Source organism: Parasutterella muris, from assembly GCF_943193095.1.
Taxonomy (GTDB): domain Bacteria; phylum Pseudomonadota; class Gammaproteobacteria; order Burkholderiales; family Burkholderiaceae_F; genus Parasutterella; species Parasutterella muris.
Genome location: NZ_CALPCV010000027.1, coordinates 1 through 24,442, shown reverse-complemented (window position 1 = coordinate 24,442; position 24,442 = coordinate 1). Strand labels below are relative to the sequence as shown.

The following is a 24,442-nucleotide window of genomic DNA, read 5'->3' as shown; positions in this document are numbered from 1 at the left end:
GTCCCGCGGTTTTTCATGTCTTGCTCCCGAGATAAATAAATCTTGAAAAAAAAGCGCTGCAAAGCGCCAATTCGCTTTGCTATCGCTATAAACTCAATGTGTTATGGGTGTGACCGTATTTGTTCGGCGCACTCGAACTGTTTTGTTTGGAGTTGCTCAGTGCAAAAACTAGTTATCACCGGCGGAAAACCGCTGCGCGGGGAAATCAGAGCCTCCGGCGCAAAGAATGCGGCGCTTCCTTTGCTCGCCGCATCGCTTTTAACGGAAGAGCCGATGGTTTTCCATAATCTTCCGGATTTGGCCGATGTCAAAACCATGCTCAGACTTTTGGAAGATCTGGGCTGCAAAGTGACGCGCTCGGACCACGCGGTTACGATCGAAGCGTCGAACATTACATCCACTGAAGCTTCATACGATCTGGTGAAGACCATGCGGGCATCTATTCTTGTGCTCTGCCCGCTTGTCGCGCGCTTTGGCAAGGCCAAGGTATCGCTGCCCGGCGGCTGCTCGATCGGCGCAAGACCGGTTGATCAGCACATCAAAGGCCTGAAAGCGCTTGGAACCGAGGTGACTATTGACCACGGCTATGTCAGCGCCTCGGCCGACAAGCTTAAAGGCACTCTTATCGTGACCGATATGGTGACGGTGACCGGAACGGAAAACCTGATGATGGCCGCGGTGCTCGCCGAAGGTACAACGGTACTGGAAAACGCGGCACGTGAGCCGGAAGTGGTCGACCTGGCCGACTGTCTGAACGCCATGGGCGCAAAGATTCAGGGCGCGGGCACCGATCGAATCATTATTGAAGGCGTTGAGAAGCTGCACGGCACGACGCATACGGTCATGAGCGACCGCATTGAAGTCGGAAGCTTCCTGGTTGCCGCGGTCGCCACCGGCGGAAAAGCCCGTGTGACGCACTGCAATCCGAGAGATCTTGCCGCGGTCATCGACAAACTGAGAGAGTCGGGCGCCGAAGTTACTTTCGGGGACGATTGGATTGAAGCGGGCGCCGGAAAAACTCTGAAAGCGGTTGATATTCGTACTGCGCCGTATCCGGCTTTTCCGACTGATATGCAGGCGCAGTTTATGGCGCTTGACACCATCGCTGAAGGGGCCGCCCGTGTGGACGAAACCATTTTTGAGAATCGTTTCATGCATGTGCCCGAGCTGCAGAGACTCGGTGCCGACATAACAATTGACGGACACACCGCGACGGTTCGCGGCGTCTCCAGACTTTCCGGGGCGCCCCTTATGGCGACGGATCTGCGCGCGAGCGCGGCGTTAGTCATCGCGGCGCTTGCCGCGGACGGAGAATCCACCGTCGATCGAATTTACCATCTGGACCGCGGATACGAAAAGATGGAGGAAAAGCTCAGAGCGCTCGGAGCTGATATCAAGAGAGTCAAAGAATGATTACGCTCGCACTATCTAAAGGAAGAATTTTTACGGAAACGCTGCCCTTTTTGGCGGCGGCCGGCATCTACCCTCTGGAAGACCCGGAAACGTCCCGCAAACTGATTATTGGAACCAATAACCCGGATCTGCGCATCGTGGTTGTCCGCGCAAGCGACGTGCCGACTTACGTGCAGTACGGCGCGGCGGACATGGGTGTCGCGGGAAAGGATTCACTGTATGAACACGGCGGCTCCGGACTTTATATTCCGCTCGATCTGAATATCGCGAAATGCCGCATGTGCGTTGCCTGTCCCCGCGATTTTGATTACCGAAGCAAGGTCAGACGCGGAGCGCGCCTCAGAATTGCGACGAAGTATATGAAGTATTCGCGCGACTACTACGCGCGAATCGGCGTTCATGTGGATTTGATCAAGCTGTACGGCTCGATGGAGCTTGCGCCGATCGCGGGTCTTTCCGACGCGATTGTTGATTTGGTCAGTACCGGCGCGACGCTCAAAGCGAATGATTTGGTGGAAGTGGAAACAATCGATCACGTGTCTTCTCGACTGATTGTCGGACAGACGGCAATGAAATTAAAGCGGCAGGAGATTTTGCCGCTGATTGAAATTTTCGAAAAAACGGTGAAAAAATGATCATTAGAAGACTGAATACAAAGGATGCGGACTTCGCTGCGAAGTTCTCCGAACTGGTCGCTGTGGACTCCTCGGTTGATCCGGAGATTACGCGCAGAGCCGAGGCGATTGTCGAGGATGTGCGTAAAAGAGGCGACGAGGCGGTGCTTGAATACACCAATCGCTTCGATCATATGGACGCCAAAAGCATGGAAGAGTTCCTTCTGACCGAAGAGGATCTTAAAAAAGCGCTCGAGACGCTTCCTGAAGATCAGAAACAGGCGCTTAAGACCGCCGCTCAGCGAATTCATTCTTTCCATGAGCATGAAATCGGTCAGAGCTGGTCGATCACCGAAAAAGACGGAACCAAGCTCGGTATTCGTTATATCCCGTTGGACTCTGTCGGTCTGTACGTCCCGGGCGGTAAGGCCGCTTACCCGTCTTCCGTTCTGATGAACGCTATGCCGGCTCACGTGGCCGGTGTCGGCAGAATCGTGATGGTGGTTCCGACTCCGGGCGGCAAACCCAATCAGCTGGTTTTGGCTGCTGCTGCGCTTGCCGGCGTTAAGGAGTGCTACACCATCGGCGGAGCTCAGGCGGTCGCCGCAATGGCCTACGGTACTAAAACGATTCCTGCGGTTGATAAGATTGTCGGACCGGGCAACGCCTATGTCGCTGCTGCCAAACGTTATGTGTTCGGTACGGTCGGCATCGATATGATCGCGGGCCCCTCTGAAATTCTCGTGATTTGCGACGGTAAGACCAACCCCGACTGGATCGCGATGGATCTGTTCAGTCAGGCCGAGCATGACGAGCTGGCTCAGGCGATTCTGCTCACGCCGGACGCCGAATTTGCCGACAAGGTGGAAGAGTCTATTAAACGTCAGCTTCCGAATATGAGCCGTAAGGAAATCATTGAAGCCAGCCTGAAGAATCGCGGCGCCATCATTGTGACGGACTCTATTGATGAGGCCTGCCGTGTCGCCGATACGATTGCTCCGGAGCATCTTGAGCTTTCCGTCGAAGAACCGGAAAAATACGCCGACAAGATTCACCACGCCGGCGCGCTCTTCCTTGGCGCCTACACCTGTGAAGCGCTCGGCGACTACTGTGCCGGCCCGAACCATGTTCTGCCGACATCAAGAACCGCCCGTTATTCTTCCCCGCTTGGTGTTTGGGATTTCCAGAAGCGCATGAGCGTGCTTCAGGTCAGCAAAGAGGGCGCGGAAAAACTTGGTCATGTTGCCGACGTTCTGGCCCGCGGCGAATTCCTCACAGCGCACTCTGCAAGCTCGATGTACCGCGTCAGCGAACTTGAAAAGAAATAGGACGGATTATGAACAGAGCAGCTGAGGTTGAACGCAGGACAGCGGAAACCGAAATTATTGTGAAGATGGACCTGGATGGCTCCGGACAGGCCGACATCCACACTGGTATCGGTTTTTTTGATCATATGCTCCATCAGATCGCCCGTCACGGCATGATCGATTTGTACGTCAAGTGCGAAGGCGATCTGTGGATTGACGGTCACCACTCGATTGAAGATATCGGCATCGCGATGGGCCAGTGTCTTGCTCAGGCGATCGGCAATAAAGTCGGCATCACGCGCTTCGGCCAAAGCTGTGTGCCCCTTGATGAGGCGCTTTCCCGCGTCGTTATGGATTTCTCGGGACGTCCCTATTTGGTCTGGAACGTGGACTTTACCGCTCCGATGATCGGAGAGATGGATACGCAGCTGCCGCGTGAATTTTTCTTTGCGCTCGTCAACAACGCGAAGATTACGCTGCACATTGACAACCTGCGGGGCGTGAACGCGCACCATCAGTGTGAGTCCGTCTTTAAAGCTTTCGGACGCGCGCTGCGTACTGCCGCTGCCCCGGACGAACGAGCAATGGGCCGTGTTCCCTCGACGAAAGGCGTTTTATGAGAATAGCGATTGTTGATTATGGTTCAGGAAATCTGCGCAGCGTCAGCAAGGCGGTCGAAAAAGTTGCGCCGCTTGGCACCACGATTGAAGTGACTGCGCTGCCTGAGAATGTGATGAAGGCCGACCGCGTGATTTTCCCGGGCCAGGGCGCGATGCCCGACTGCATTGCGAATCTTCGCCGCACCGGTCTTGAAGAAGCGGTTCGCGATGCTGTAAAAAACAAACCTTTCTTTGCGGTCTGCATCGGAGAGCAGATGCTCTTCACGCACAGCGAGGAAGGCGATGTCGGCGGTTTGGACATTTTCAAAGGAAACGTGGTTCGTTTTCCTTCTAATCAAACCGACCTGAGCGGAGCTCGTCTTAAAGTTCCGCAGATGGGATGGAACCGAGTTTCTCAGAGAATACCGCACCGCATGTGGAACGGCATTAGTGACGGCGCTTGGTTTTATTTCGTCCACAGCTATTATGTAGTACCCGAAGATCCGAGTCTGATCGCGGGCGTTACTTTCTACGGAAAAGAGGTCACTGTTGCGGTGGCTAAGGACAATGTGTTTGCCACACAGTTCCACCCGGAGAAAAGCGCCGCGGCCGGTCTCGCTCTTTATGCAAATTTCCTGACTTGGAATCCTGACTAAATCTTGAAAGAAATACCATGTTATTAATTCCCGCAATTGATATTAAAGGCGGCCAGTGTGTTCGTCTTCGCCAGGGTGACCTGACTTCCAATATCACCGTGTTTAACACCGACCCGGTCGCACAGGCCAAGCACTGGGTTGATCTTGGCGCGCAGCGGCTTCACTTGGTGGACTTGGATGCCGCTAAGAGCGGCAAACCGGTTAATCTTGCCGTGATCAAGAAAATCATTTCCGAATTCTCCGACGATGTGGAGATCGAGATCGGCGGCGGCATGCGTACGCTTGAGAGAGTTGAGCAGGTACTGGATTTCGGTGCCGACTATGTCGTTATCGGCACAGCCGCGGTTAAAGCGCCGGGTTTCCTTCATGACGTCTGCTGCCAGTTTGGCGGCAGCGTCATTGTTTCCCTGGACGCTAAGGACGGCATGGTCATGACGGACGGCTGGACAAAGACTACCGGTCACAGCGCAGTGGATCTTGCCCAGAGATTCGAGGGCTACGGCGTTGACGCGATTCTCTATACCGACATCAGCCGTGACGGCATGCTGACCGGCTGCAATGTTGATGCGACAGCCGATCTTGCGCGTCATCTTTCGATCCCCGTGATCGCCTCCGGCGGTATTCGTGATTTGGAAGATATTCGCAAACTTCTTGCGGTTGAGGACGACGGCGTCACGATGGCGATTCTCGGCCGTTCACTTTATGAAGGAACTTTGGACTTTACAGAGGCGCTCAAGCTTGTTGAAGAGTCTGAAGGCTCTGAGGACTAACAGTTATGCTCGCGAAGCGAATCATTCCGTGTCTGGATGTGACCGGCGGCCGTGTTGTTAAGGGAACTAATTTTGTTGATCTTCGCGATGCGGGAGATCCGGTGGAAATCGCGCGCCGTTATGATGAACAGGGCGCAGATGAACTGACCTTTCTGGACATTACCGCCACATCCGACGAACGCGATTTAATTCTTAAAGTGATTGAAGACGTGGCCGCCCAAGTCTTCATTCCGCTGACGGTCGGCGGAGGCGTGCGTAAGGTTTCCGACGTGCGCCGCTTGTTAAACAGCGGAGCCGACAAGGTTTCGATTAACTCCGCGGGCGTCAACAATCCCGATCTCATTGGGGAGTGTTCCGCGACCTACGGCAGTCAGGCGATTGTGGTCGCGATCGACGCGAAAGCCCGAGGAGACGGAACGTGGGAAGTCTACACTCGGGGCGGACGCACGCCGACCGGGATTGACGCGGTCGAGTGGGCAAAGAAAGTGCAGGCGCTTGGCGCCGGTGAAATTCTTTTAACCAGCATGGACGGCGACGGGACAAAGCAGGGCTTTGATCTTGCGCTGACGCGCGCGGTCAGCGACTCAGTGACTATTCCGGTTATTGCTTCAGGCGGCGTCGGCAATCTGCAGCACTTGGTGGACGGCATTGTGCAGGGACACGCGGACGCGGTGCTCGCGGCTTCCATTTTCCATTTCGGCGAATATACCATTGAGCAGGCCAAGCGCTATATGCAGGCGCAGGGCATTACCGTGAGGCTGGATTAAAGATGAGCATTGCCGACAGTGTTAAGTTCAACGATGCCGGGCTGGTGCCTGTCATCGCTCAGGACGCAGAGGACGGGACGGTGCTCATGCTGGCCTGGGCCAATCGCGAGGCGCTTGAAGAGACCGCGCAGACCGGATACGGAACGTATTTTTCCCGCTCCCGCTCTCGTCTTTGGCGCAAAGGCGAAGAGAGCGGAAACCGTCAGAAGATTGTTCAGATTCTGCTTGACTGCGACGCAGACGCCGTGATTTACCGTGTTGAGCAAATCGGTGGTATTGCCTGCCATACGGGTCACCGAAGCTGTTTTTACCGAACCTGGGAAGCGGACAGCTGGAAAGAGAACTCCGACGTGATTCGCAGCGCCGAAGAGATGTACGGTAAGAAATAAGGAATACAAGATGGAAAGAGTTGCAGTACTGAGCGATGTTGCCGATGTGATTGACAGCCGCAAAGGCGGAGATCCGAAGACCTCCTATGTCGCCAAATTATTTTCCAAAGCTCCGGACGGAGCGCTGAAAAAAGTCGGGGAGGAAGCTGCCGAAGTGATTATGGCCGCCAAAGACGGAAATCGGGATCACCTGATCTACGAGACGGCGGACTTATGGTTTCACTGCATGGTCGTACTTTCTCAGGCCGGTATTCGTCCGGAAGAAGTGCTTGCCGAACTGGCTCGGCGCGAGGGCACTTCCGGCCTTGTTGAAAAGGCAAATCGTAAAGAATCGTGAAAAAAGAAGAAAAGCAGAGTGTTTCTAAGGGTTATCAAGGTTGAGCCGCTTTGATTTTTCTTGAACAATAATAGAAGTTAACGGAGTAGTGTATGCAAAAGGAAGATTGTCTTTTCTGCAAAATCGCCCGAGGAGAGATTCCCTCTCAGAAGGTTTATGAAGATGATGACGTGGTAGCGTTCAAGGATATTCATCCTGCGGCTCCGGTTCATCTTTTAATTATTCCGAAACAGCATTTTGATTCTTTGGCGGTCATGGGCAAGTCAGAAGAGCCGCTTTTAGGTAAAATGCTGGCCTTAGCGCCTGTTCTGGCTAAAGAAGCCGGTGCAAATAATGGATTCCGCGTTGTCATCAACACCGGTCATGACGGCGGTCAGGAAATAAATCACATTCACGTACATGTCTTGGGCGGCCCGCGCCCCTGGCAGAAACTCTAGGAGTTAAACATGGGTTCCCTCTCTATTTGGCATTGGCTTGTTGTTCTGGTCATTGTTGTTCTGATTTTCGGTACGAGCAAGCTTAAGAACATGGGTAAAGACCTCGGCGGTGCGGTCAAAGGCTTCAAGGAAGGTATGAAAGAAGCTCAGGACGAACCGCAGAAACCGCAGCAGGTTGAACAGAAGGCTGATGCCGCTGCAGCTAAAGAGACTGCTCCTGCCGATCAGAAACAGGCCTAATGGGATTGAGCGCTTATGCTTGATTTCAGTATGGGGGAAATCGGGCTGATTGCGGCTGTTGCTTTAGTCGTACTCGGTCCCGATAAGCTTCCTCAGGTAGCAAAAACCGCTGGCACGCTGATGGGGCGTGCTCAGCGTTTTGTTTCACAGGTAAAGAACGACATCGATAAAGAGGTCGAGCTTTCCGAGCTGAAAAAAATTCAGGAAGACGCCCGCAAGATGGCGGCAGATCTTCAATCTAATCTGAAGAACACGACAGATCAGATTGAAAAGCAGGTCAAAGAAGTATCCGACTCTGTGAACAATGCAGGTCAGGATCTTAAGTCGCAGGTGGATTCCGCAACCAAAGACATTAAAGACAGCTGGATGGACTCCACGTCTCCCAAGGCAGAACTCTCGATGGAAAACATTATTGAGCAGAAGCCCGAAGAGGCTGTAAAGCCTGCAGAAGTCGGAGATTGGGGCGATCTGGATCGTCAGATCGATACTTCTTCGCTTGAGAGCGCGTTCAATTGGCATGAAACCGGAATCGAGCAGACTCAGGCCGTGCCTCAGGAGCTGCAGGGTCCTGCGCCGAAGGCGGAAGATATCCAGCCCGTGGCCGCCGCTCAGCCGTCGGAAGATGCGCTTGCCGAACTGAGACGCGAGCTTGCGGATCTGAAGAAACAAATTTCCGCTCGTGCGTCTTTTGCTCCGGCTCAGCGTGTCAGACGCGGTTATTCCCGTGTTGAATCAGAACCGCGCCGCAGGACTCATCCGCGTCTTAACCCCAGAATTCATACGGCCGGACGTTTCGCTCCGAACAGCCACACTAATAGAACTCGCATTTCGTCATGAGTGATAAGGATTTAGCTGAACTGCCGGACGGTCCGGAGGACGACAAAGAGCAGACACTTGTCGCCCATTTGGTAGAACTTCGTTCCCGCCTAGTGCGCATGGCGATTGCTATTCTGCTGGTTTTCGCATGTCTGTCGCCCTTTATGAAGCAGATTTTCGACTATTTGAGCAAACCGCTCATGGTCGCGCTGCCTCAGGGCGCCAAACTTCTGGCAACGGGCGTTATTGCGCCGTTCATGGTCCCGCTGAAGGTCACGCTTTTCGTCGCCTTTGTTATCGCGCTTCCCTACGTGCTTTGGCAGCTGTGGGGATTTGTGGCGCCGGGGCTTTACAGAAAAGAAAAGAAACTTGCCGCGCCGATTATTATTTCGAGCCTGGTCATGTTCTTCCTTGGAATGGCTTATTGCTATTTCATTGTTTTCCGTATGGTCTTCCAGTTCATCGCTGGCTTCTCTCCGAACTCGGTGAACTTCGCGCCGGATATTGATTCTTATTTCAGTTTCGTTTTAGCGCTGTTCCTGGCTTTCGGCGTTACCTTTGAGGTTCCGATTGTGGTGGTTGTGCTCAATCGTATGGGCATCACTTCGATTGATAAGCTCAAGAAGGCTCGCCCCTATATGGTGGTCGGCGCGTTTGTTATCGCCGCGATTTTCACGCCGCCGGATGTTCTGTCGCAGATGCTTCTGGCGCTGCCGCTGGTGATTCTTTACCAAGTCGGTATATGGCTGTGTGCCATCTTCGGTAAACCGAAGAGTGAAGAAGATAACGAAGAAACCGCATAAATCAAAAGGAGCAGGCTGTCGAGCTTGCTCTTTTGAATTAATTGGATACGAATGTCAAGCAAGAAAAACTTACCGTTTACCCGTGAGGATCTTAAAAAAGCCGACGTAAAGCTTTTAAGAGACGGCCGTTGGGGAAACGCCTGCGTTTCTGTTGCAGAGGTCAACGGAGAGCGCTGGACAATCAAAGATTTTTCTAATCGGCACTGGCTGGTCAAAAACAGCTTTGCCAAGCTGGTCCTGTGGCGAGAGCTCAAGGCGATCAAAAAGCTGGCGGGTTTGGAAGGCGTTCCCAACAAAGCTTTTATGCTGGACGACTACACGCTTGCGGTACAGTACATCCCCGGAAGAGTGCTTGCCCGCGTGCCGGAAGAAGAAGTCACTGCTGAATATCTTGAGCAGTGCGAAGCGATTATCAATGCGATTCATCAGCGGGATTTGGTACACCTCGATACCCGCGGAACGAGCAATTGGGTCATGACGCCCGACGGGAAACCCGCTCTGATCGATTTTCAGGCGAGTGTGCACACCAACGGCCTGCCTAAAAAACTCCGTTCATTCATGGAAGACATGGATATGGGCGGCGTGTACAAAAAATGGAAGAAATATCTGCCCAAAGAGATGGGCGAGTTTCGAGAAAAGGAAAACGAGCGAATTTCAAAGCTTCGCAAACTTTGGGTCCTCAAGGGATACATGGGCGTCAAAAAACGCCATGCCAAGCACGGCAAGCCGATTGACGACTAATCACGAATTACACAATTAACTTTTTAGATATGGCACAGTTTGTTTACACCATGAACAGGGTCGGAAAGATTGTTCCGCCCAAACGAGAGATTCTGAAAGACATTTCTCTGTCTTTCTTCCCCGGAGCCAAGATCGGCGTGCTCGGTCTGAACGGTGCGGGTAAATCCACTCTGCTGAAAATTATGGCAGGCGTGGACACGGAGATCGAAGGCGAAGCCATCCCGATGCCGGGTCTCAATATCGGATATCTCCCGCAGGAGCCGGTACTGGATCCGGAGAAAACCGTCCGTGAGACGGTTGAAGAGGGTCTTGGCGACGTATTTTCCGCTCAGGAAAAACTCAACAAGATTTACGACGCTTATGCAGAACCGGATGCGGATTTTGACGCGCTAGCCGCTGAGCAGGCCCGTTTGGAAGCCATTATCGCTTCTGCCGGCACAAATGCGGAAACCCAGATGGAAATCGCAGCCGACGCGCTTCGTCTTCCGCCCTGGGACGCAAAGATCGGAAACCTCTCCGGCGGTGAAAAGCGCCGTGTCGCGCTCTGCCGTCTGCTTCTGTCCAAGCCCGACATGCTGCTTCTTGATGAGCCGACGAACCATTTAGACGCGGAAAGCGTGGATTGGCTCGAGCAGTTCCTGCAACACTTCCCGGGAACGGTGGTCGCTGTCACGCACGACCGCTACTTCCTTGATAACGCCGCAGAGTGGATTCTTGAACTGGACCGCGGTCACGGTATTCCTTGGAAAGGCAATTACTCTTCCTGGCTTGATCAGAAGGAACAGCGCCTAGAACTTGAACAGCGCAAGGAAGACGCCCGCATCAAGGCGATGAAGCACGAATTGGAATGGGTCCGTCAGAACGCCAAGGGCCGTCAGGCAAAGAGCAAAGCTCGTCTGAATCGCTTTGAAGAGATGTCGAGCTACGAATATCAGAGACGCAATGAAACCAATGAAATCTTTATTCCGGTGGCAGACCGCCTCGGCGATAAAGTTATTGAGTTCAAGCATGTTTCCAAGGGCTTTGGCGATCGTCTCCTGATTGACGATCTGAGCTTTACGATTCCGCCCGGAGCGATTGTCGGCGTGATCGGCCCGAACGGTGCCGGTAAGTCCACGCTCTTCAAGATGATTCTCGGACAGGAAAAGCCGGATTCCGGTGAAATTGATATCGGACCGACCGTTAAGATCAGCGCAGTTTCTCAGACGCGTGAATCCCTGCCGAACGATAAGACGGTTTGGGAAGCGGTATCCGACGGACTGGATATTCTGAAGGTCGGCAAGTTTGAAATGCCGAGCCGCGCCTATCTCGGCCGCTTTAACTTCAAGGGCGGCGATCAGCAGAAGATTGTCGGTACGCTTTCGGGCGGCGAGCGCGGAAGACTGCATATGGCCAAGACACTTCTTGCGGGCGGCAATGTGCTTCTGCTTGACGAACCGTCAAACGACCTGGACGTGGAAACACTGCGTGCGCTGGAAGAAGCTCTGCTGGAATTTGCGGGCTGCGCGATGGTTATTTCTCATGACCGCTGGTTCCTTGACCGAATCGCTACGCACATTCTCGCGTTTGAAGGAGACTCTAAGGTTGAATTCTTCGCCGGCAACTACACCGAGTATGAAGAAGACAAGAAGCGTCGTCTTGGTGATGACGCGATACCGCATCGTCTGCGCTTTAAACCCTTAAAGAGCTGATGATTTCCTCAGGGAAAATTCAGAGAGATAATCGGGGCTGTCCGTACAGCCCCGAGTTCTCGGATATTTATGCTTCAAGAGACGGTGCCTATCAGCAGGCCCGTTTTGTTTTTTTGGGCGGGTGCGGTCTTCCCGAGCGTTGGCAGGGCAAGGATCAGTTCGTCATATTGGAAAACGGTTTTGGCCTGGGCACGAATTTTCTTACCGTATTAAGAGCTTGGAGAGAAGACCCTCAGCGATGCGAAAGACTGCTCTACACAGCGATTGAAGGCTTTCCGCTTTCCGCGCAGGATTTAGAGCGCTACTGCTCTGTCGAACTTAAGACGGAAGCCAAGGAGCTTGCAGAAAAATGGCCCGTACTCACGCCCGGCGTGCATCAGATTTTCTTTGACGAAGGCAAAGTTGTTCTGACGCTGTATTTTTCTGAAGCGCTTCAGGCCGCAAAGCAGCTTGCCTGCAGTTTTGATGCGTTTTTCCCGGATGGTTTCTCTCCCAAAAAGAATCCTGCCATGTGGCAGCCGAAGCTTTTGAAGTCTCTTGCCGCTCATGCGAGAGAGGGTTCAGTGCTGTCTACCTGGTGCGTCGCTTCCGACGTACGTCGAAGCTTTATGGAGTCCGGTTTTGATGTTCAAAAGACGGTCGGATTCGGACATAAGTCGCAGATGACGGTAGGGCGGTATGCGCCGCGTTTTTCGTATCGCCGAGCGGCACTGCCCTTTGATCGTCCGAAGCGTGTACCGCGCTCTGTTCTGGTGATTGGTGCCGGACTTGCGGGCGCTGCCGCCGCTGAACGGCTGCATGCGCGCGGATTGAATGTCACGATTATCGATACGTCTTTCGTGCCCGCGGGCGGCGCATCTGCGATCCGCTGGGGTGTGGCGCACGCGCAGCCTTCGGCAGACGATAACTTTTTGTTCAGACTGTCCCGCAGCGGGCTGTTTATGCTTCAGGACACGTTAAAACGCTATCCTGGCTACAGCGAACTGAACGGACTCTTTCAGATGGCGCGTGACGTAGAAGAGCTTGCGCGCTGGCAGCATTGGTTCGAGCGCGGCAAACCGTTTCATTTTCCGAGAACTTTTCTGCGTTTAGCGGATACGGAAGAAGTCCTTGAGCGGCTCGGTTATCAGCCGCGCTTCGGCGGACTGATGCATGGCGGAGCCGGTATTGTGTCGATCGCAACCTGGGTGCGTGAGCGCGTAAATCGCCTCAGAACTCCGGTGATCTTAAATATGCGTGTTGATCGTTTAGAGCGTCAAAACGGTCTGTGGACCGCCTTTGACACTTTTGGCGTACCGATTGCTTCAGCGGAAAGTGTGGTTTTATGCGCGGCTCATGATTCTGCCCGTTTGTCGGGCCTTCCGATTTCTCTTGATCAGTGGAAAGGAAGACTCACACTTCTTAGCCCCGAGGCGACAGCCGGATTTGAAGGCGCTGTCACCGGTCCCGGTTACCTAATTCATGCGCCGGACGGATGGTGCGGCGTCGGGGCGACCTATGAAAGCGCGGATAAGCAGCTTGAGGCGGCTCAGGCGCATTCCAAAAACCTTTCTCATATGCAGGGGCTGTTCCCACAAATACCGAAGGCGCAGGGGCTGGGCTTTTACGAAGGCTTTCGCTGTGTCGCCTCAGACCGCAGACCGGTGATCGGAAAAGTTCCGCATGCGGAAGATTTGTATATGAGCTGCGCGATGGGTTCACGCGGATCCGTCTTTTGCGAGATCGGAGCCCGTCTGATTGAAGCTGAAATGTTCGGTGAACCCGCTCCGATTGAAGCGGATCTGATCAAAGGCCTGCAGCCTGAGCGGCTCTTGTCCGAAGAGAAAAACGTTTAAGCGAACGTTAGGTTGTTAGACTAAGCACAGCTTCAAATCCACCACAGTCTGCGACCCATATGAATAATCAGGTAAAAGGTCTTGCCGCATCGTTCGGCGCTTATCTATGCTGGGGCTTCATGCCTCTGTACTGGGCGCTCTTCGGACATGTCCGAGGCTGGGAAGTCATCGGACACCGCGTTCTTTGGTCGCTTTTAATTATTTCTGCGCTTTTGCTTCTGCTCGGCCGTTTGGAAGTGATTAAAAGTACGGTTAGAGGAGTTGTCCGCAGCAAGATTCAGCTCTTTAACCTCTTTATGGCTGCGGTTCTGGCTGCGGTGAACTGGTGGATCAATGTCTATTCCGTCAGCATTAATCAGGTGCTGGAGCTCGGCATCGGTATGTTTCTTACGCCCCTGATTTCCGTAGTACTCGGCGTCATCTTTTTCCGCGAGACGCTTTCCCGACTTAAATGGGTCAGCGTAATTCTGCCTGCGATCGGAGTGCTCCTTATGATTTACATGTTCGGACGCATTCCCTGGATCGCTCTTGGCGTCTCTTCCACGTGGGCGCTTTACGGTGTATTTAAAAAGCGTCTCGGTATCAATCCGTGGGTCAGCAATTTATTGGAAGCTTCTCTCATGCTTCCGTTTGCGTGCGCATATTTGTACTACCTATGGACGACAGGTCAGGGCGCTTTTATTGCGGGCGGAACGCAGATCACCTGGCTTTTGATCAGTGTCGGTCTTGTCACATCAGTCCCCATGATCTTATTTTCGGCGGCCGCCAATTATCTGCCGATGTCGATCCTCGGGTTTACTCAGTACTTAAATCCGATTCTGACGCTTATAGTCGGCCTGGTTTTCTTTAATGAACCGTTTGACGAAAGCAGGCTGATTCCGCTGTGTTTCATTTGGAGCGGCATTGTCCTGTTTATTTATGCGGAGCTTCGTTCGCGTCCGAAGGCGGCTTTCCGGATCAGATAACGTACTCTTTGTGACGTTTCTTGTCTCAAGGACGAGATGAGCGCTGTTATCATAGCGGCCTGTATTAATTAGCCGTGTTTTTCCATGCTTATCTTTTCCCGCAGCCGATCCCCATGGGTCGCTTTTGCATTTATTCTCGTTGTTGCCGTGGGCGCCTTCATGCGTTTTCAGCAGAGTGCGGAAAACGAAGAAGCGCAGCTGAAGATTGATCAGGCAGGGTTTGTCGAATTTAAGCAGGACCTCACTGCTTTGAAAATTCCGGAAAAGACCCTGAATTCTCGCACGCTCTTTGAGGTATATCGCTGCGGCATGGGTTCAATTACGGAACGAAACTACTGCGCTCATCTTGGCGATGAGTTCTTCGGTTCTCTCACCGATGAGCAGAAGAAGGCGATTCGGCCGATTCTTGAAAAACACTTCAATAAGCACTGATTAAAGGCTTTGCAGCAATGGACTGGATTCTTTATCTTAAGGCCGTGATTCTCGGCGTTGTGGAAGGTCTTACCGAGTTTCTTCCTGTTTCATCTACCGGACACTTGATTGTCGCAGGCAGTCTTCTGGATTACACCGGAGCGGAGGCTGATACTTTTTATATCGCTATTCAGGCAGGCGCTATATTTGCGGTGTGCTGGCATTATCGCCGTCGTCTGATCGACATTTGTCTCGGTCTCTTTTCCGAAAAAGTGCAGCAGAGGCTTGCCGCCAATACGGTTATTGCGTTCCTGCCTGCGGCTGTAATCGGGGTTTTGGTTGCTAAGTACATCAAAGCCTGGCTCTTCAATCCGGTTTCCGTTGCCGCGGCTCTTGTGATTGGCGGCGTCATCATTTTGATTGTTGAGCGTTATCAGGATAAGAAATCGTATCGTCCGCGCGTCGCTTCAATGGATGACATGAGCTGGAGAGACGCCTTGAAGGTCGGTTTCTTACAGTGCTTAGCCATGATCCCGGGTACCAGTCGTTCCGGAGCCACAATTATCGGCGGTCTTGTGATTGGTCTGTCCAGAACGGCTGCGACAGAATTTTCCTTCTTCCTCGCGATTCCGACGATCTTCGGCGCGACGGTTTATGAGCTTTGGGAGTCTCGTGAATTATTAACCGCTCAGAGCCTGCCGACGATTGGCGTCGGTTTTGTTGTGTCTTTTTTCTCGGCACTTGCCGTGGTCCGTTGGCTTCTGCACTACGTTGCCAAACATGATTTCTCCGCGTTCGGTTGGTACCGAATCCTCTTTGGCGGTGTCATTCTTCTGACTTGGTGGACCGGGCTGGTTCAGTGGTAGGAGTTCTGCAGCAGCCGCTTTGAGAGCTGCATTGCGGCAAGAGCGGCAGCTGCTCCGAGTGTGATGCTCAGCGCCATATAGCAGGTGCCTGAAACGAAGTCGTGATTCAGACAGAGCAGTGATAAGGCAGAAAACGTTGTAAAGGAACCGAGCAGTCCGGTGCCGACGCCTTTATTCAGCAAAAAGTTCAGACAAGAGGCAGGTCTTTCTTCGCAATAGACTGTAATGGCGCCGAGGCAGGCAGATCCGACCACATTGATGAGGATGAGCGCGGCTTCGGAAGAAAAGTCTGAGAGCAGATCGTTTTCTGTAAAAACCCGAAGCGCGGCACCGAGCGCGCCGAACAGGGCCGCTGTCAATAAAGTTAAAACACGCAGCTTCATAACGCGCCCGCCCACAATCCGATAAATACAGCCGCAGGGCAAAGCGCGGCGTTAAGGAGCGTCTCGGCTGAAGCGATTTTCCAATTACCTTTGAGGATCGCTTTCGCAAGATCGATCGCGAAGGAGGAGAAAGTCGTCAAACTTGCGCAAAATCCGGCCTGAAGCGCCGCTAAATGATTTTGCGGCAGATCTTCTGCATGAGCAAGAATCCATCCAAGCAGCAGACAACCGATGATGTTGACCGTCAGAGTGGCGGCCGCAAACCCGTTTTTCGGCGTTTTGATCAGCATGTAGGCGAGCGCTCGGCAGCCTGCGCCGAGCGCGCCGCCCGCAAATATGCAGAGCAGAGAGGCGCCGGAGAGCATTTTTCTTTACTGTTTGATGAACACGAAGTCCCAGCAGCCGTGTCCGAGGCGATTTCCGCGCTCATTGAATTTGGTTGTCGGACGGTCGATCAGCGGATTCTTGGGTTCCGGCGCAGCGCCCTCGTGCAGGTTTTTGAGTCCTTCTGTGCGGCTCAAAACCTCCAGCATCTGTTCGGCATAATTTTCCCAGTCGGTGGCGCTGTGGAAGTAACCGCCCGTCTTAATTTTGGGAACAAGCAGTTTCATGAACGCATCGTTGATGAGTCTGCGCTTGTGGTGACGAGCCTTGCGCCAGGGATCCGGGAAGAAGATATGCACGCCTGCGAGCGTGTTGTCTTCAATCATGTCTCTGACGACTTCAACCGCGTCGTGTCGGAAGATACGGATGTTCTTGAGGTCCATGTCGCGGATGCGTTTGGAGAGCGCTCCGACTCCGGCGGCAAAAACTTCGCAGCCGATGAAGTTGATTTCCGGGTGCGCCTGGGCGATTGCGGCGGTCGTTTCGCCCATACCGCAGCCGATTTCAAGAACAACAGGATTGTCGTTGCCGAAAATCTCTTTAGAGGACAGCTTGGTATTCGGATCGTACTGAATTTGGTAGAGCGGCAGGAGTTCTTCTAGAGCTTTTTCCTGTGCGCTGCTGATATGTCCGCGTCTCATACAGAAACTGCGGATATGTTTTTTCTTTAATTCTTCGATTTGTTCAGGCGTCAGCGGTGTTTTCATATTCGGATGCTAAAAATAACTGCGCTCCAATTTTAGGCAATATTTGAAATTAATTACGGTCGGAACGCCTTTGGAAACACAATTTGTGCTCAAAAGCAGAAATTTAAAGGAGGATGCGCAAGAGACTGGAGCGGGTGAGGGGAATCGAACCCCTGTCGTAAGCTTGGGAAGCTTCTGCTCTACCATTGAGCTACACCCGCAAATGACGTGCAGAGGATTGTAACGGATTTTTAAAGCGGAGGAAACGGAAGGAAGTACGAAGAAACGTTTAGTCCGCCGCTCCCTGGCTCGAAAGCGCAGCGGAAGGTTAGCGCAGGCGGGCTAATTCCGGTTTTATGCTCCAAATATCCTTGAGAAACGGAATAAGTTTTTCCAGTTGGCTGTCCTGTTTGCCAGGATGTCTCAGAATCCATACTTTTGAGCTTGGCATTTTCCAATCGGGAAGCATACGAACCAACTTTTTCTGCTGGACGAACTCGGCGGCTGCCCAGAGCGGAATGCCGACAGCGACGCCAAGTCCTTCGGCGGCTGAACTGATCATGGCCTGAAGCGAATTCACCAGGATCTGGGGTTCGATTCGAAGACCGATACTTTCTCCTGTGCTCTGAAGCAGAATCTGCGAGCTTTTACTGCCGTGGATCAGGGGAAGCGTTTCCAGAGCCTCCGGTTCGGTTAGAGCGCCGCGCACGGAGATGAACTTCGGAGACGCAAAAATACCGTACTGAATTTCGGCGGCTTCATAAGCGACGAAGTGAACATTGGGCAGATCGTCGATACAGAAAATCAGATCGAAGCTTTCGAGTTCGATGTCGCTGATGCGCATATAAGTTTCGAGTTCGACGCGAAGCCGGGAAGCCGTGCTGCCTTTTTCGAATTCGGCCAGACGTCGAAGAACAAGTCCCGAGAGCGTTGTCGGAATTGCAATTCGGATAGCAGGAGACGCGGCTCCTTCGCCGCTCCGTTGAGAAAGCAGTTCGTCAAAATCCGAAAGAAGCGCTTTTGCCTCCGCGTATTTTCTTTCTCCAAGCCAGGTCGGGCGCACACCGCTGGGAGAGCGTTCTAAAAGGGGTTCGCCCAGAACGTGCTCGAGCGCTCGGATTTCTTTTCCGACCTGTGTCACATCTGTTTCGAGGATAGAGGCCGCCGCGAGCATGCTTCCTTTTTCAACCGAGCAGACGAAGTATTTCCATTGCAGCAGAGTGGCTTTTTTCATATCAGTCTGTTGTTGAGAACGTTAGATTCGGATTGGACTGCCATTTTTCCACGATGAAATGACAGAGCGCGATTGTGACCGCTGAAGCTTCCTTCTTGGTCGGAAGAAGCAGGCTCACGGGAGAAGAAGACGGTTCCCACTCGGGCAGTACATGAATGAGCAGTCCTCTTCTGACGAGATCAAGCGTGTCATAGCGGAAGGCGTGTACGGAGATTCCCGCGCCGCAAAGAGCAGCTGTCCTTGCGGCGGTATGGTCCTTCAGCTTCAGTCTTGGGCGGTATGGAATGATCGCTCGTTCATTACCCTTTAGAAGAACCAGAGGAGAGCCGCCGCAGAGGTCGTTGCCTCCGAGAAGTTCATGTCGTTCCAGATCTTTCGGACTTTTGGGATAGCCGTATTTGGAGAGATAGCTGACTGAGGCGACCATCATCCTTCTCATGTCTCCTAGTTTGAGGATTCGGGCGTTCGAGCAGGGATAAAGGCCGTGGTTGATGCGGACATCGCACTCGGGCGGAATGATGTGCATCGGCCCAAGCGTCAGCGTCAGATCCAGAGAGACTTCCGGGTTGATTCTTCGAAATTGGGTGAGCCACGGAATCAGAAGTCCGTTTCCGATCGCGCAGGGGGCGGAGACCCGAATCGTTCCCCTTAGACGGGGACTCTCCTCATCCGGAGCGGCTGAGAGCTTTTGAAACCGGGAAAGCAGAGCGGAGGTTTTCTCAAGAAGCGAGATGCCGGAAGGCGATAAAACCGTTCCGACCGAGCTTCGAACAAAAATCTTTGTGCCGAGCATGCTCTCAAGCGCGGCAATGCGTCTTGAGACCGTTGCTTTTGAAATTTGAAGTTCTTCCGCCGCCTTTCGGTAACCGCCTAAAACCGCGGTGCGCTCGAAGGTTTCAAGAAGTTCGGCTTTATCTAAGAATCTCATGGTGTTTCGTTATAAACAAAACAATGTCCTGTTTAAATATCTTACCGTAACGATGGTTGAGGATGAGAATAAAACTATAAAAATCATCTCAAGGAGAAATCTATGACCTGGACTTGCTGGGCTGCGGTAGTCATTGTTATTTTGACTGTAGCGGCACTTGTTAAACGGTATGAGACACGGCTGGTACTGATTGCGGCCGGTCTGCTGATGACTTGTTTGGCGCTGGAGCCGATGCAGGCACTTAACGCCTTTGCCAAATCGATGACCAACGGCGGTCTCATTATGGCGATCTGTTCGGCGATGGGTTTTGCTTATGTTGTTCAGATGACCAAATGCGATGTGCATTTGGTGAAACTTCTGGCGGCTCCTCTGAGTAAGCTCGGCTGGTTTTTGATTCCCTGCACGACTGCGATCACATACTTTATTTGTATCGCGATTCCGTCAGCCGCGGGCTGCGCGGCCGCGGTCGGTCCGACCATGATTCCGCTTCTGCGCAAAGCGGGCGTCAGTCCTCAGGGAACCGCCGCAGCAATTCTTGGCGGAACATTCGGATCCATGCTGTCTCCGGGCTTATCTCATAATGCCTATGTCGCCAAAATGGCCAATCTTGACGTTCTTCAGACGATTGCCGTGCACATGAACTACACATTGATTTGCGGCGCTATTGCGGCGGTCGGCATCACGGTTATGTGTCTGCTGCTTGGCGACTACAAACCCGGTTCCGGAAGTCAGGTTGAAACAGAAATCGCCCAGGGCGACGTGGTCAGCGTCAATCCTCTTAAGGCTCTTGCGCCGATCGTCCCGGTTGTCATTCTGGTTGTCGGCAATATGTGGGTTCCGCTCATCAAGATGGGCGTTGCGCAGGCCATGCTGGTCGGTGTTCTTTATACGCTTTTGGTTTCTCTTGCCGATCCCCAGCAACTCTCCAAACGATTTTTCGCGGGCATGGGCAACGGCTACGGCGAAGTGCTCGGCATCATTATCGCTGCGGGCGTTTTTGCTGCCGGCCTTAAGTCCTCCGGTCTTATTTCCGTCTTTATCGATATGCTCCGCGAGTCCAACGAAATCGCGCGCTGGGGCGGCTCTATCGGCCCGTTCGTCATGGGCGTGATTATGGGTTCCGGAGACGCGGCGGCGTTTGCTTTCAATGAGGCTGTCACGCCGCATGCGGAAAGCTTCGGCATGCAGATCCCGACACTCGGAACAATGGCTGCGTTAGCCGGCGCGCTCGGCCGCACGATGAGCCCGATCTCCGGTGTTGCGATCGTGATCTGCGGTCTGACCGGCGTTACTAATCCGATTGAACTGAGTAAACGTCTTGCGCTTCCGATGGTGGTTTCGGTCATCTTTGTTGCGCTGGCAATGGTTTAACAAGTAAGGAGCAGAACATGAACTATGTTGAGAAAGCGGTTTGTCTGAGAAGGGCGCTTCATAAGATCCCGGAGCTCGGATGGGGCGAATTCTGCACGACAGCAAAGATCATTGAGAATCTTGAGCCTCTTGGCTGGAAGCTTTATGTCGGCAGACAGCAGATTTCTGAAGAAGCGGTAATGGGCCGCTCTGAGGAATTCGTGCAGAAGAGTATTGAAAGAGCGCTTTCCGAAGGCGTAGACAAGGCGCTGATCGAGCGCATGGAAGGTTATACCGGCTGCGTCGCGGAATTTGATACCGGAAGACCGGGCCCGGTAACCGCGCTTCGTTTTGATATTGACTGCGTGGGAGTTGAAGAAACCGACAGAAAAGATCATCTGCCGAATTTGGAAGGCTTCAGGTCTCAGCACGAAGGCGCGATGCATTCCTGCGGACATGACGGACACACTGCGGTCGGACTCTCTGTTGCGCAGTGGATCATGGACCATAAGGACGAATTAAACGGCCGGATTAAACTGATTTTCCAGCCGGCCGAAGAGGGCGTACGAGGCGGCGCCGCTCAGGCCGCATCCGGTCTGCTTGACGATGTGAACTATCTGCTTGGTGCGCATTTAGCTATGATGTGCAAGACAGGAGAAGTCTGCATCTATCCGGGCGGAGTTCTCTGCACGACAAAGCTCGATGTTCGTCTTAAAGGCAAGCCCGCTCATCCGACCATGAGTCCTCAGCTTGGCCGCAACGCGCTGGCATGCGCCTGCACCATTGTTTCTGAACTTTTAGGCATGGCGCGTCACGGCAACGGTTTAGGATGCATTAACGTGGGACTCATGCAGGCGGGTGAATGTCGAAACGTGATTCCGGTACATGCTTCCATTCAACTGGAAGTCAGAGGCGAAACCGCAGAGATCAACGATTTCATGGTTGATCAGGCGAACCGCATTGTTAAGGGAACCGCGCTCGCTTATGACGTTGAATACGAGGCTGAGAAAGTCGGCGAGGCAGGAGAGCTGCTCAATGATCCGGAACTTGCGGATCTCGTCAAAGAGGTTTCCGAAAAGGTGCCGAGCTGCCGCAAAGTGATTGATCACAAAAAACTCGGCTGTTCGGAGGACTTTACGATGCTTGCCGCACGTGTCAGAGCGGTTGGCGGAAAAACGGAGTTCTTTGTTATCGGAGCGGACCGCACGGCAGCGCATCATCAGCGCGAGTTTGATTTTGATGAAAAGGGACTGGAAACCGCGTTTGATATCTTCACCGGATGTCTGCGTCGTCTTAACGGCAAATAATTAAGCGATTCTCATTGCAAAGAGGTGTCCCGGAGGGCACCTTTTTTTATGGCGAAAAAAACGGCCCAGAGACTGAGCCGCTTCAAAAATTTCACCCCATTTTTCAAGGTTAGACCTTGAAGATATCGACAGAAGAACTATCAACGTGATGACACTATAACATAAATGAAAATGGTTATCAATAACTATAAACATAAAAATGCAAACTAAAAAAAACGGCCGATTTTATCGGCCGTTTGAAATTTCACCCCATTTGCTCTATGAACTATGTCCAAGAAGACATCGATAAGTAACTATCAATATGTGCACTTTAACATAAATAATAATGATTCTCAATATCAGATATAGATTTTACATTTTGTTTCATGAAGCGAGCTCTGTGCGGCGAGGTACTTAAAGCCGGACCGATGATGATGAACGGTTATCAGGCATTTTGAAACAAAAGAAAACGGGCCGATAAGGCCCGCCTTAATGACTTCCGGGCTAGCGGTGCGACGCTCTTCTCACTGCCCAATCGCCAAAGCTCTGAAGACTCTGTACGAAAACAATGAGGATGATGACAACCGCGGCCATGACTTCAGGCATGAAGCGCTGATAACCGTAGCGGATGCCCATATCGCCGAGTCCGCCTCCGCCGACGGCGCCGGCCATAGCGGAGCTTCCGACCAGAGCAACAAACGCGATCGTCAGGCCGGCGAGAATGCCGGGCATCGCTTCGGGAAGCAGTACCTTAGTGATGATTTGGACGTTGGTCGCGCCCATGGACTGAGCCGCTTCAACCAGGCCCTTATCGACTTCACGCAGGCTTGTTTCTACCAAACGAGCGATCAACGGAGCGGCCGCTATAGTCAGCGGAACGATCGCCGCGACGGTGCCGATGGAGGAGCCGACGATCAAACGGGTAAACGGGATAATCGCGACAAGAAGAATGATGAACGGTGTTGAGCGAATCGCGTTAACGATCGTGCCGATCACTCGATTCATGAAAGGTTTCGGCATGATGCCTTTCGGAGAAGTCACAAAAAGGAAGACCCCGAGCGGGATACCGATGGCTGCGCCGAGTCCGCCGCTGATACCGACCATCAGAAGGGTTTCTAAAAAGGATTCCCAGAGAAGATTGATGATATTAGATGACATTGGTCAGTTCCTCCACGCGTACACCCTTGGATGCAATGTAGTCGACGGCTTGTTTGAAGTTTTCCGGAGTGCCTTCTATGACAAGCGTCAAGGTACCGTAACTTTCATTTTGAATCTCGTCGATCTGCCCGAGGAGGATGTTGAAATCGAGGTTAAACAGGCTGCAGGCTTTTGAAAGAACAGGGTCGGTAGTCGAATTGCCGACGAAGGTCAGACGCATGAGATGCAGTTTGCGGCCGTCGGGGCGTTCCGTCTGAAGCAGCTTTTTCACTCTTGCGATCATCGGCTGCGGGAGCGATCGCGCGGCAAGCGCGCTGCCGAGCATCGCCTGAGTGACTTCGCTCTTTGGGTCGCGGAAGACGTCGATGACGTCGCCTTCTTCAACCACCACACCCTTATTCATGACAACGACGCGATTGCAGATTTGCTTCACCACGTCCATTTCGTGCGTAATCATGACGATGGTAAGGCCGAGTTCCTTATTAATTTTTTTCAAAAGCTGAAGAGTGGCCTGTGTGGTTTCCGGGTCCAACGCGGAAGTTGCTTCGTCGCTTAGGAGAATCTTCGGGTCGGAGGAAAGGGCGCGCGCAATGCCGACGCGTTGTTTTTGCCCGCCGGAGAGCTGAGACGGATATTTATTCGCGTGTTCTGTCAGGCCCACTAGTTCAAGCAGGGGCATGACCTTTTCGCGGATTTTATCTTTCGGCGTATTCACGAGTTCGAGTGGCAGCGCGACGTTGTCGTAGACCGTGCGGGAGGACAGTAGGTTGAAGTGCTGAAAGATCATGCCTATTTGTCTGCGTTCGGCTCTGAGTTCCGCGTCAGACATCTGAGTGAGGTCTTTGCCGTCAACAATGACTTTGCCCTGAGTCGGGCGGTTCAGAAGGTTGATGCAGCGGACAAGCGTGCTTTTGCCGGCACCGCTTCGGCCGATAATTCCGAAAATGTCGCCAGGCCGGATATGGACGTTTACGTCTTTACAGGCGTAAAACGTGCCTTTTCCATCGCTGGTTTTATATTCCTGCGTGATGTGCTGTAAATCAATCATTTTGTTTCGTTCCCATGAGCGAGGTGCTGAGCCTCGAGGTCCCGCCCTGCGGCAGGACAAATCATTTCTATGCGGACTCGGAAGAGTCAAAGGGACATAATGTGTTGTCTCCAAGCAAAAATTATCCATGATTTTTTAGATATAAACAGGAACTTTCTCAAGAAAATTAAGTCGTAAAAACGATGGAAATTGTTGTGCAGGAGCGTTTATATGTGATTGTTCTGTGATTTCTGGTTATTTTCGGTACTGACCAGGTCGGACGCATCAGAAATTAAATAGAAGACCACGATAAGGGTTTCCTTTTGAAGGGAGACCTTAGCCCAGGGAG

Annotated in this window: 28 protein-coding genes and 1 tRNA gene; 21 read left to right on the top strand and 8 right to left on the bottom strand. The window is 52.7% G+C overall.

Annotated features, from left to right (window positions below):
• Positions 1-159 precede the first annotated feature (159 nt).
• The 19 genes from murA to NFR90_RS09440 all read left to right on the top strand — a co-directional run bounded on the left by murA (position 160) and on the right by NFR90_RS09440 (position 15,657).
• Positions 160-1,413 (top strand): UDP-N-acetylglucosamine 1-carboxyvinyltransferase, encoded by a 1,254-nt coding sequence (gene murA, locus NFR90_RS09530; protein ID WP_251452534.1) that lies wholly within the window; start codon positions 160-162, stop codon positions 1,411-1,413.
• Positions 1,410-2,048, top strand: a complete 639-nt coding sequence (gene hisG / locus NFR90_RS09525) for an ATP phosphoribosyltransferase (protein WP_160335833.1) — start codon at positions 1,410-1,412, stop codon at positions 2,046-2,048. Before murA ends, hisG begins: the two co-directional genes overlap by 4 nt.
• Positions 2,045-3,355 carry a histidinol dehydrogenase gene (gene hisD / locus NFR90_RS09520; protein ID WP_251452532.1) on the top strand — a complete coding sequence of 437 codons (1,311 nt, stop codon included), beginning with the start codon at positions 2,045-2,047 and terminating at the stop codon, positions 3,353-3,355. The genes hisG and hisD overlap by 4 nt, the downstream gene beginning before the upstream one ends.
• A gap of 8 nt (positions 3,356-3,363) precedes the next feature.
• Positions 3,364-3,954: an imidazoleglycerol-phosphate dehydratase HisB gene (gene hisB, locus NFR90_RS09515; protein ID WP_160335835.1), complete on the top strand. Its 591-nt coding sequence runs from the start codon at positions 3,364-3,366 to the stop codon at positions 3,952-3,954.
• On the top strand, positions 3,951-4,589 hold the full coding sequence (gene hisH, locus NFR90_RS09510; protein ID WP_251452530.1) for an imidazole glycerol phosphate synthase subunit HisH: 639 nt from the start codon (positions 3,951-3,953) through the stop codon (positions 4,587-4,589). Before hisB ends, hisH begins: the two co-directional genes overlap by 4 nt.
• 17 nt (positions 4,590-4,606) lie before the next feature.
• Positions 4,607-5,359: a 1-(5-phosphoribosyl)-5-[(5-phosphoribosylamino)methylideneamino]imidazole-4-carboxamide isomerase gene (gene hisA, locus NFR90_RS09505; RefSeq protein WP_160335837.1), complete on the top strand. Its 753-nt coding sequence runs from the start codon at positions 4,607-4,609 to the stop codon at positions 5,357-5,359.
• A gap of 5 nt (positions 5,360-5,364) precedes the next feature.
• Entirely contained in the window at positions 5,365-6,126 is a 762-nt protein-coding gene (gene hisF, locus NFR90_RS09500; RefSeq protein WP_160335838.1) for an imidazole glycerol phosphate synthase subunit HisF, read from the top strand.
• 2 nt (positions 6,127-6,128) lie between these two features.
• Positions 6,129-6,515, top strand: coding sequence for a phosphoribosyl-AMP cyclohydrolase (gene hisI, locus NFR90_RS09495; RefSeq protein WP_202074611.1), 387 nt, complete (start codon positions 6,129-6,131; stop codon positions 6,513-6,515).
• A gap of 10 nt (positions 6,516-6,525) precedes the next feature.
• Positions 6,526-6,852: a phosphoribosyl-ATP diphosphatase gene (locus NFR90_RS09490; protein ID WP_251452527.1), complete on the top strand. Its 327-nt coding sequence runs from the start codon at positions 6,526-6,528 to the stop codon at positions 6,850-6,852.
• A 92-nt stretch (positions 6,853-6,944) separates the two neighbouring features.
• On the top strand, positions 6,945-7,289 hold the full coding sequence (locus NFR90_RS09485) for a histidine triad nucleotide-binding protein (protein ID WP_160335840.1): 345 nt from the start codon (positions 6,945-6,947) through the stop codon (positions 7,287-7,289).
• A gap of 9 nt (positions 7,290-7,298) precedes the next feature.
• Complete coding sequence (gene tatA, locus NFR90_RS09480; protein WP_160335841.1) at positions 7,299-7,529, top strand: Sec-independent protein translocase subunit TatA; 231 nt, start codon at positions 7,299-7,301, stop codon at positions 7,527-7,529.
• Between the two features lie 15 nt (positions 7,530-7,544).
• Entirely contained in the window at positions 7,545-8,366 is an 822-nt protein-coding gene (tatB, locus tag NFR90_RS09475; RefSeq protein WP_160335842.1) for a Sec-independent protein translocase protein TatB, read from the top strand.
• A complete protein-coding gene (gene tatC / locus NFR90_RS09470; RefSeq protein ID WP_160335843.1) occupies positions 8,363-9,148 on the top strand; it encodes a twin-arginine translocase subunit TatC in 786 nt (261 codons plus the stop codon). Before tatB ends, tatC begins: the two co-directional genes overlap by 4 nt.
• A 51-nt stretch (positions 9,149-9,199) precedes the next feature.
• Positions 9,200-9,889, top strand: coding sequence for a BUD32 family EKC/KEOPS complex subunit (locus NFR90_RS09465; protein WP_160335844.1), 690 nt, complete (start codon positions 9,200-9,202; stop codon positions 9,887-9,889).
• 29 nt (positions 9,890-9,918) lie between these two features.
• A complete protein-coding gene (ettA, locus tag NFR90_RS09460; protein WP_160335845.1) occupies positions 9,919-11,580 on the top strand; it encodes an energy-dependent translational throttle protein EttA in 1,662 nt (553 codons plus the stop codon).
• Entirely contained in the window at positions 11,580-13,415 is a 1,836-nt protein-coding gene (mnmC2, locus tag NFR90_RS09455; protein ID WP_251452524.1) for a tRNA (5-methylaminomethyl-2-thiouridine)(34)-methyltransferase MnmC2, read from the top strand. Before ettA ends, mnmC2 begins: the two co-directional genes overlap by 1 nt.
• 59 nt (positions 13,416-13,474) lie before the next feature.
• A complete protein-coding gene (rarD, locus tag NFR90_RS09450) occupies positions 13,475-14,380 on the top strand; it encodes an EamA family transporter RarD (RefSeq protein WP_251452520.1) in 906 nt (301 codons plus the stop codon).
• Between the two features lie 84 nt (positions 14,381-14,464).
• The gene (locus NFR90_RS09445) at positions 14,465-14,812 is read left to right on the top strand and encodes a hypothetical protein (protein WP_160335847.1); all 348 of its coding nucleotides are present in this window, start codon (positions 14,465-14,467) and stop codon (positions 14,810-14,812) included.
• Positions 14,813-14,829: 17 nt separating this feature from the next.
• The gene (locus NFR90_RS09440) at positions 14,830-15,657 is read left to right on the top strand and encodes an undecaprenyl-diphosphate phosphatase (protein WP_160335848.1); all 828 of its coding nucleotides are present in this window, start codon (positions 14,830-14,832) and stop codon (positions 15,655-15,657) included.
• Here the strand turns inward: NFR90_RS09440 and NFR90_RS09435 are convergent.
• From NFR90_RS09435 to NFR90_RS09410, 6 genes are all read right to left on the bottom strand, one after another.
• The gene (locus NFR90_RS09435; protein WP_251452517.1) at positions 15,648-16,040 is read right to left on the bottom strand and encodes a fluoride efflux transporter FluC; all 393 of its coding nucleotides are present in this window, start codon (positions 16,038-16,040) and stop codon (positions 15,648-15,650) included. The genes NFR90_RS09440 and NFR90_RS09435 overlap by 10 nt on opposite strands.
• Positions 16,037-16,405: a fluoride efflux transporter FluC gene (locus tag NFR90_RS09430; protein ID WP_251452515.1), complete on the bottom strand. Its 369-nt coding sequence runs from the start codon at positions 16,403-16,405 to the stop codon at positions 16,037-16,039. The genes NFR90_RS09435 and NFR90_RS09430 overlap by 4 nt, the downstream gene beginning before the upstream one ends.
• 6 nt (positions 16,406-16,411) lie before the next feature.
• Positions 16,412-17,131 (bottom strand): tRNA (guanosine(46)-N7)-methyltransferase TrmB, encoded by a 720-nt coding sequence (trmB, locus tag NFR90_RS09425; protein ID WP_160335851.1) that lies wholly within the window; start codon positions 17,129-17,131, stop codon positions 16,412-16,414.
• A 126-nt stretch (positions 17,132-17,257) separates the two neighbouring features.
• A tRNA-Gly gene (locus NFR90_RS09420) sits at positions 17,258-17,331 on the bottom strand.
• Positions 17,332-17,438: 107 nt separating this feature from the next.
• Entirely contained in the window at positions 17,439-18,344 is a 906-nt protein-coding gene (locus tag NFR90_RS09415; RefSeq protein WP_251452512.1) for a LysR family transcriptional regulator, read from the bottom strand.
• Position 18,345: 1 nt separating this feature from the next.
• The gene (locus tag NFR90_RS09410) at positions 18,346-19,272 is read right to left on the bottom strand and encodes a LysR family transcriptional regulator (RefSeq protein WP_251452510.1); all 927 of its coding nucleotides are present in this window, start codon (positions 19,270-19,272) and stop codon (positions 18,346-18,348) included.
• Positions 19,273-19,374: 102 nt separating this feature from the next.
• Between NFR90_RS09410 and dcuC the strand changes: the two genes are divergently transcribed.
• Together dcuC and NFR90_RS09400 are read left to right on the top strand one after the other, a co-directional pair.
• Entirely contained in the window at positions 19,375-20,643 is a 1,269-nt protein-coding gene (gene dcuC / locus NFR90_RS09405) for a C4-dicarboxylate transporter DcuC (protein WP_160335854.1), read from the top strand.
• Positions 20,644-20,660: 17 nt separating this feature from the next.
• On the top strand, positions 20,661-21,929 hold the full coding sequence (locus NFR90_RS09400) for an amidohydrolase (protein ID WP_251452505.1): 1,269 nt from the start codon (positions 20,661-20,663) through the stop codon (positions 21,927-21,929).
• Positions 21,930-22,412: 483 nt separating this feature from the next.
• Here the strand turns inward: NFR90_RS09400 and NFR90_RS09395 are convergent, their stop codons facing one another.
• Together NFR90_RS09395 and NFR90_RS09390 are read right to left on the bottom strand one after the other, a co-directional pair.
• Positions 22,413-23,066: a methionine ABC transporter permease gene (locus NFR90_RS09395; protein ID WP_251452503.1), complete on the bottom strand. Its 654-nt coding sequence runs from the start codon at positions 23,064-23,066 to the stop codon at positions 22,413-22,415.
• Complete coding sequence (locus NFR90_RS09390) at positions 23,056-24,114, bottom strand: methionine ABC transporter ATP-binding protein (protein WP_251452502.1); 1,059 nt, start codon at positions 24,112-24,114, stop codon at positions 23,056-23,058. Before NFR90_RS09390 ends, NFR90_RS09395 begins: the two co-directional genes overlap by 11 nt.
• Positions 24,115-24,442 lie beyond the last annotated feature (328 nt).

Coding starts and splice junctions, on each gene's coding strand:
- hisG (WP_160335833.1), top strand. CDS start 1,410: ATGATTACGCTCGCACTATCTAAAGGAAGAATTTTTACGGAAACGCTG.
- hisD (WP_251452532.1), top strand. CDS start 2,045: ATGATCATTAGAAGACTGAATACAAAGGATGCGGACTTCGCTGCGAAG.
- hisB (WP_160335835.1), top strand. CDS start 3,364: ATGAACAGAGCAGCTGAGGTTGAACGCAGGACAGCGGAAACCGAAATT.
- hisH (WP_251452530.1), top strand. CDS start 3,951: ATGAGAATAGCGATTGTTGATTATGGTTCAGGAAATCTGCGCAGCGTC.
- hisA (WP_160335837.1), top strand. CDS start 4,607: ATGTTATTAATTCCCGCAATTGATATTAAAGGCGGCCAGTGTGTTCGT.
- hisF (WP_160335838.1), top strand. CDS start 5,365: ATGCTCGCGAAGCGAATCATTCCGTGTCTGGATGTGACCGGCGGCCGT.
- hisI (WP_202074611.1), top strand. CDS start 6,129: ATGAGCATTGCCGACAGTGTTAAGTTCAACGATGCCGGGCTGGTGCCT.
- NFR90_RS09490 (WP_251452527.1), top strand. CDS start 6,526: ATGGAAAGAGTTGCAGTACTGAGCGATGTTGCCGATGTGATTGACAGC.
- NFR90_RS09485 (WP_160335840.1), top strand. CDS start 6,945: ATGCAAAAGGAAGATTGTCTTTTCTGCAAAATCGCCCGAGGAGAGATT.
- tatA (WP_160335841.1), top strand. CDS start 7,299: ATGGGTTCCCTCTCTATTTGGCATTGGCTTGTTGTTCTGGTCATTGTT.
- tatB (WP_160335842.1), top strand. CDS start 7,545: ATGCTTGATTTCAGTATGGGGGAAATCGGGCTGATTGCGGCTGTTGCT.
- tatC (WP_160335843.1), top strand. CDS start 8,363: ATGAGTGATAAGGATTTAGCTGAACTGCCGGACGGTCCGGAGGACGAC.
- NFR90_RS09465 (WP_160335844.1), top strand. CDS start 9,200: ATGTCAAGCAAGAAAAACTTACCGTTTACCCGTGAGGATCTTAAAAAA.
- ettA (WP_160335845.1), top strand. CDS start 9,919: ATGGCACAGTTTGTTTACACCATGAACAGGGTCGGAAAGATTGTTCCG.
- mnmC2 (WP_251452524.1), top strand. CDS start 11,580: ATGATTTCCTCAGGGAAAATTCAGAGAGATAATCGGGGCTGTCCGTAC.
- rarD (WP_251452520.1), top strand. CDS start 13,475: ATGAATAATCAGGTAAAAGGTCTTGCCGCATCGTTCGGCGCTTATCTA.
- NFR90_RS09445 (WP_160335847.1), top strand. CDS start 14,465: ATGCTTATCTTTTCCCGCAGCCGATCCCCATGGGTCGCTTTTGCATTT.
- NFR90_RS09440 (WP_160335848.1), top strand. CDS start 14,830: ATGGACTGGATTCTTTATCTTAAGGCCGTGATTCTCGGCGTTGTGGAA.
- NFR90_RS09435 (WP_251452517.1), bottom strand. CDS start 16,040: ATGAAGCTGCGTGTTTTAACTTTATTGACAGCGGCCCTGTTCGGCGCG.
- NFR90_RS09430 (WP_251452515.1), bottom strand. CDS start 16,405: ATGCTCTCCGGCGCCTCTCTGCTCTGCATATTTGCGGGCGGCGCGCTC.
- trmB (WP_160335851.1), bottom strand. CDS start 17,131: ATGAAAACACCGCTGACGCCTGAACAAATCGAAGAATTAAAGAAAAAA.
- NFR90_RS09415 (WP_251452512.1), bottom strand. CDS start 18,344: ATGAAAAAAGCCACTCTGCTGCAATGGAAATACTTCGTCTGCTCGGTT.
- NFR90_RS09410 (WP_251452510.1), bottom strand. CDS start 19,272: ATGAGATTCTTAGATAAAGCCGAACTTCTTGAAACCTTCGAGCGCACC.
- dcuC (WP_160335854.1), top strand. CDS start 19,375: ATGACCTGGACTTGCTGGGCTGCGGTAGTCATTGTTATTTTGACTGTA.
- NFR90_RS09400 (WP_251452505.1), top strand. CDS start 20,661: ATGAACTATGTTGAGAAAGCGGTTTGTCTGAGAAGGGCGCTTCATAAG.
- NFR90_RS09395 (WP_251452503.1), bottom strand. CDS start 23,066: ATGTCATCTAATATCATCAATCTTCTCTGGGAATCCTTTTTAGAAACC.
- NFR90_RS09390 (WP_251452502.1), bottom strand. CDS start 24,114: ATGATTGATTTACAGCACATCACGCAGGAATATAAAACCAGCGATGGA.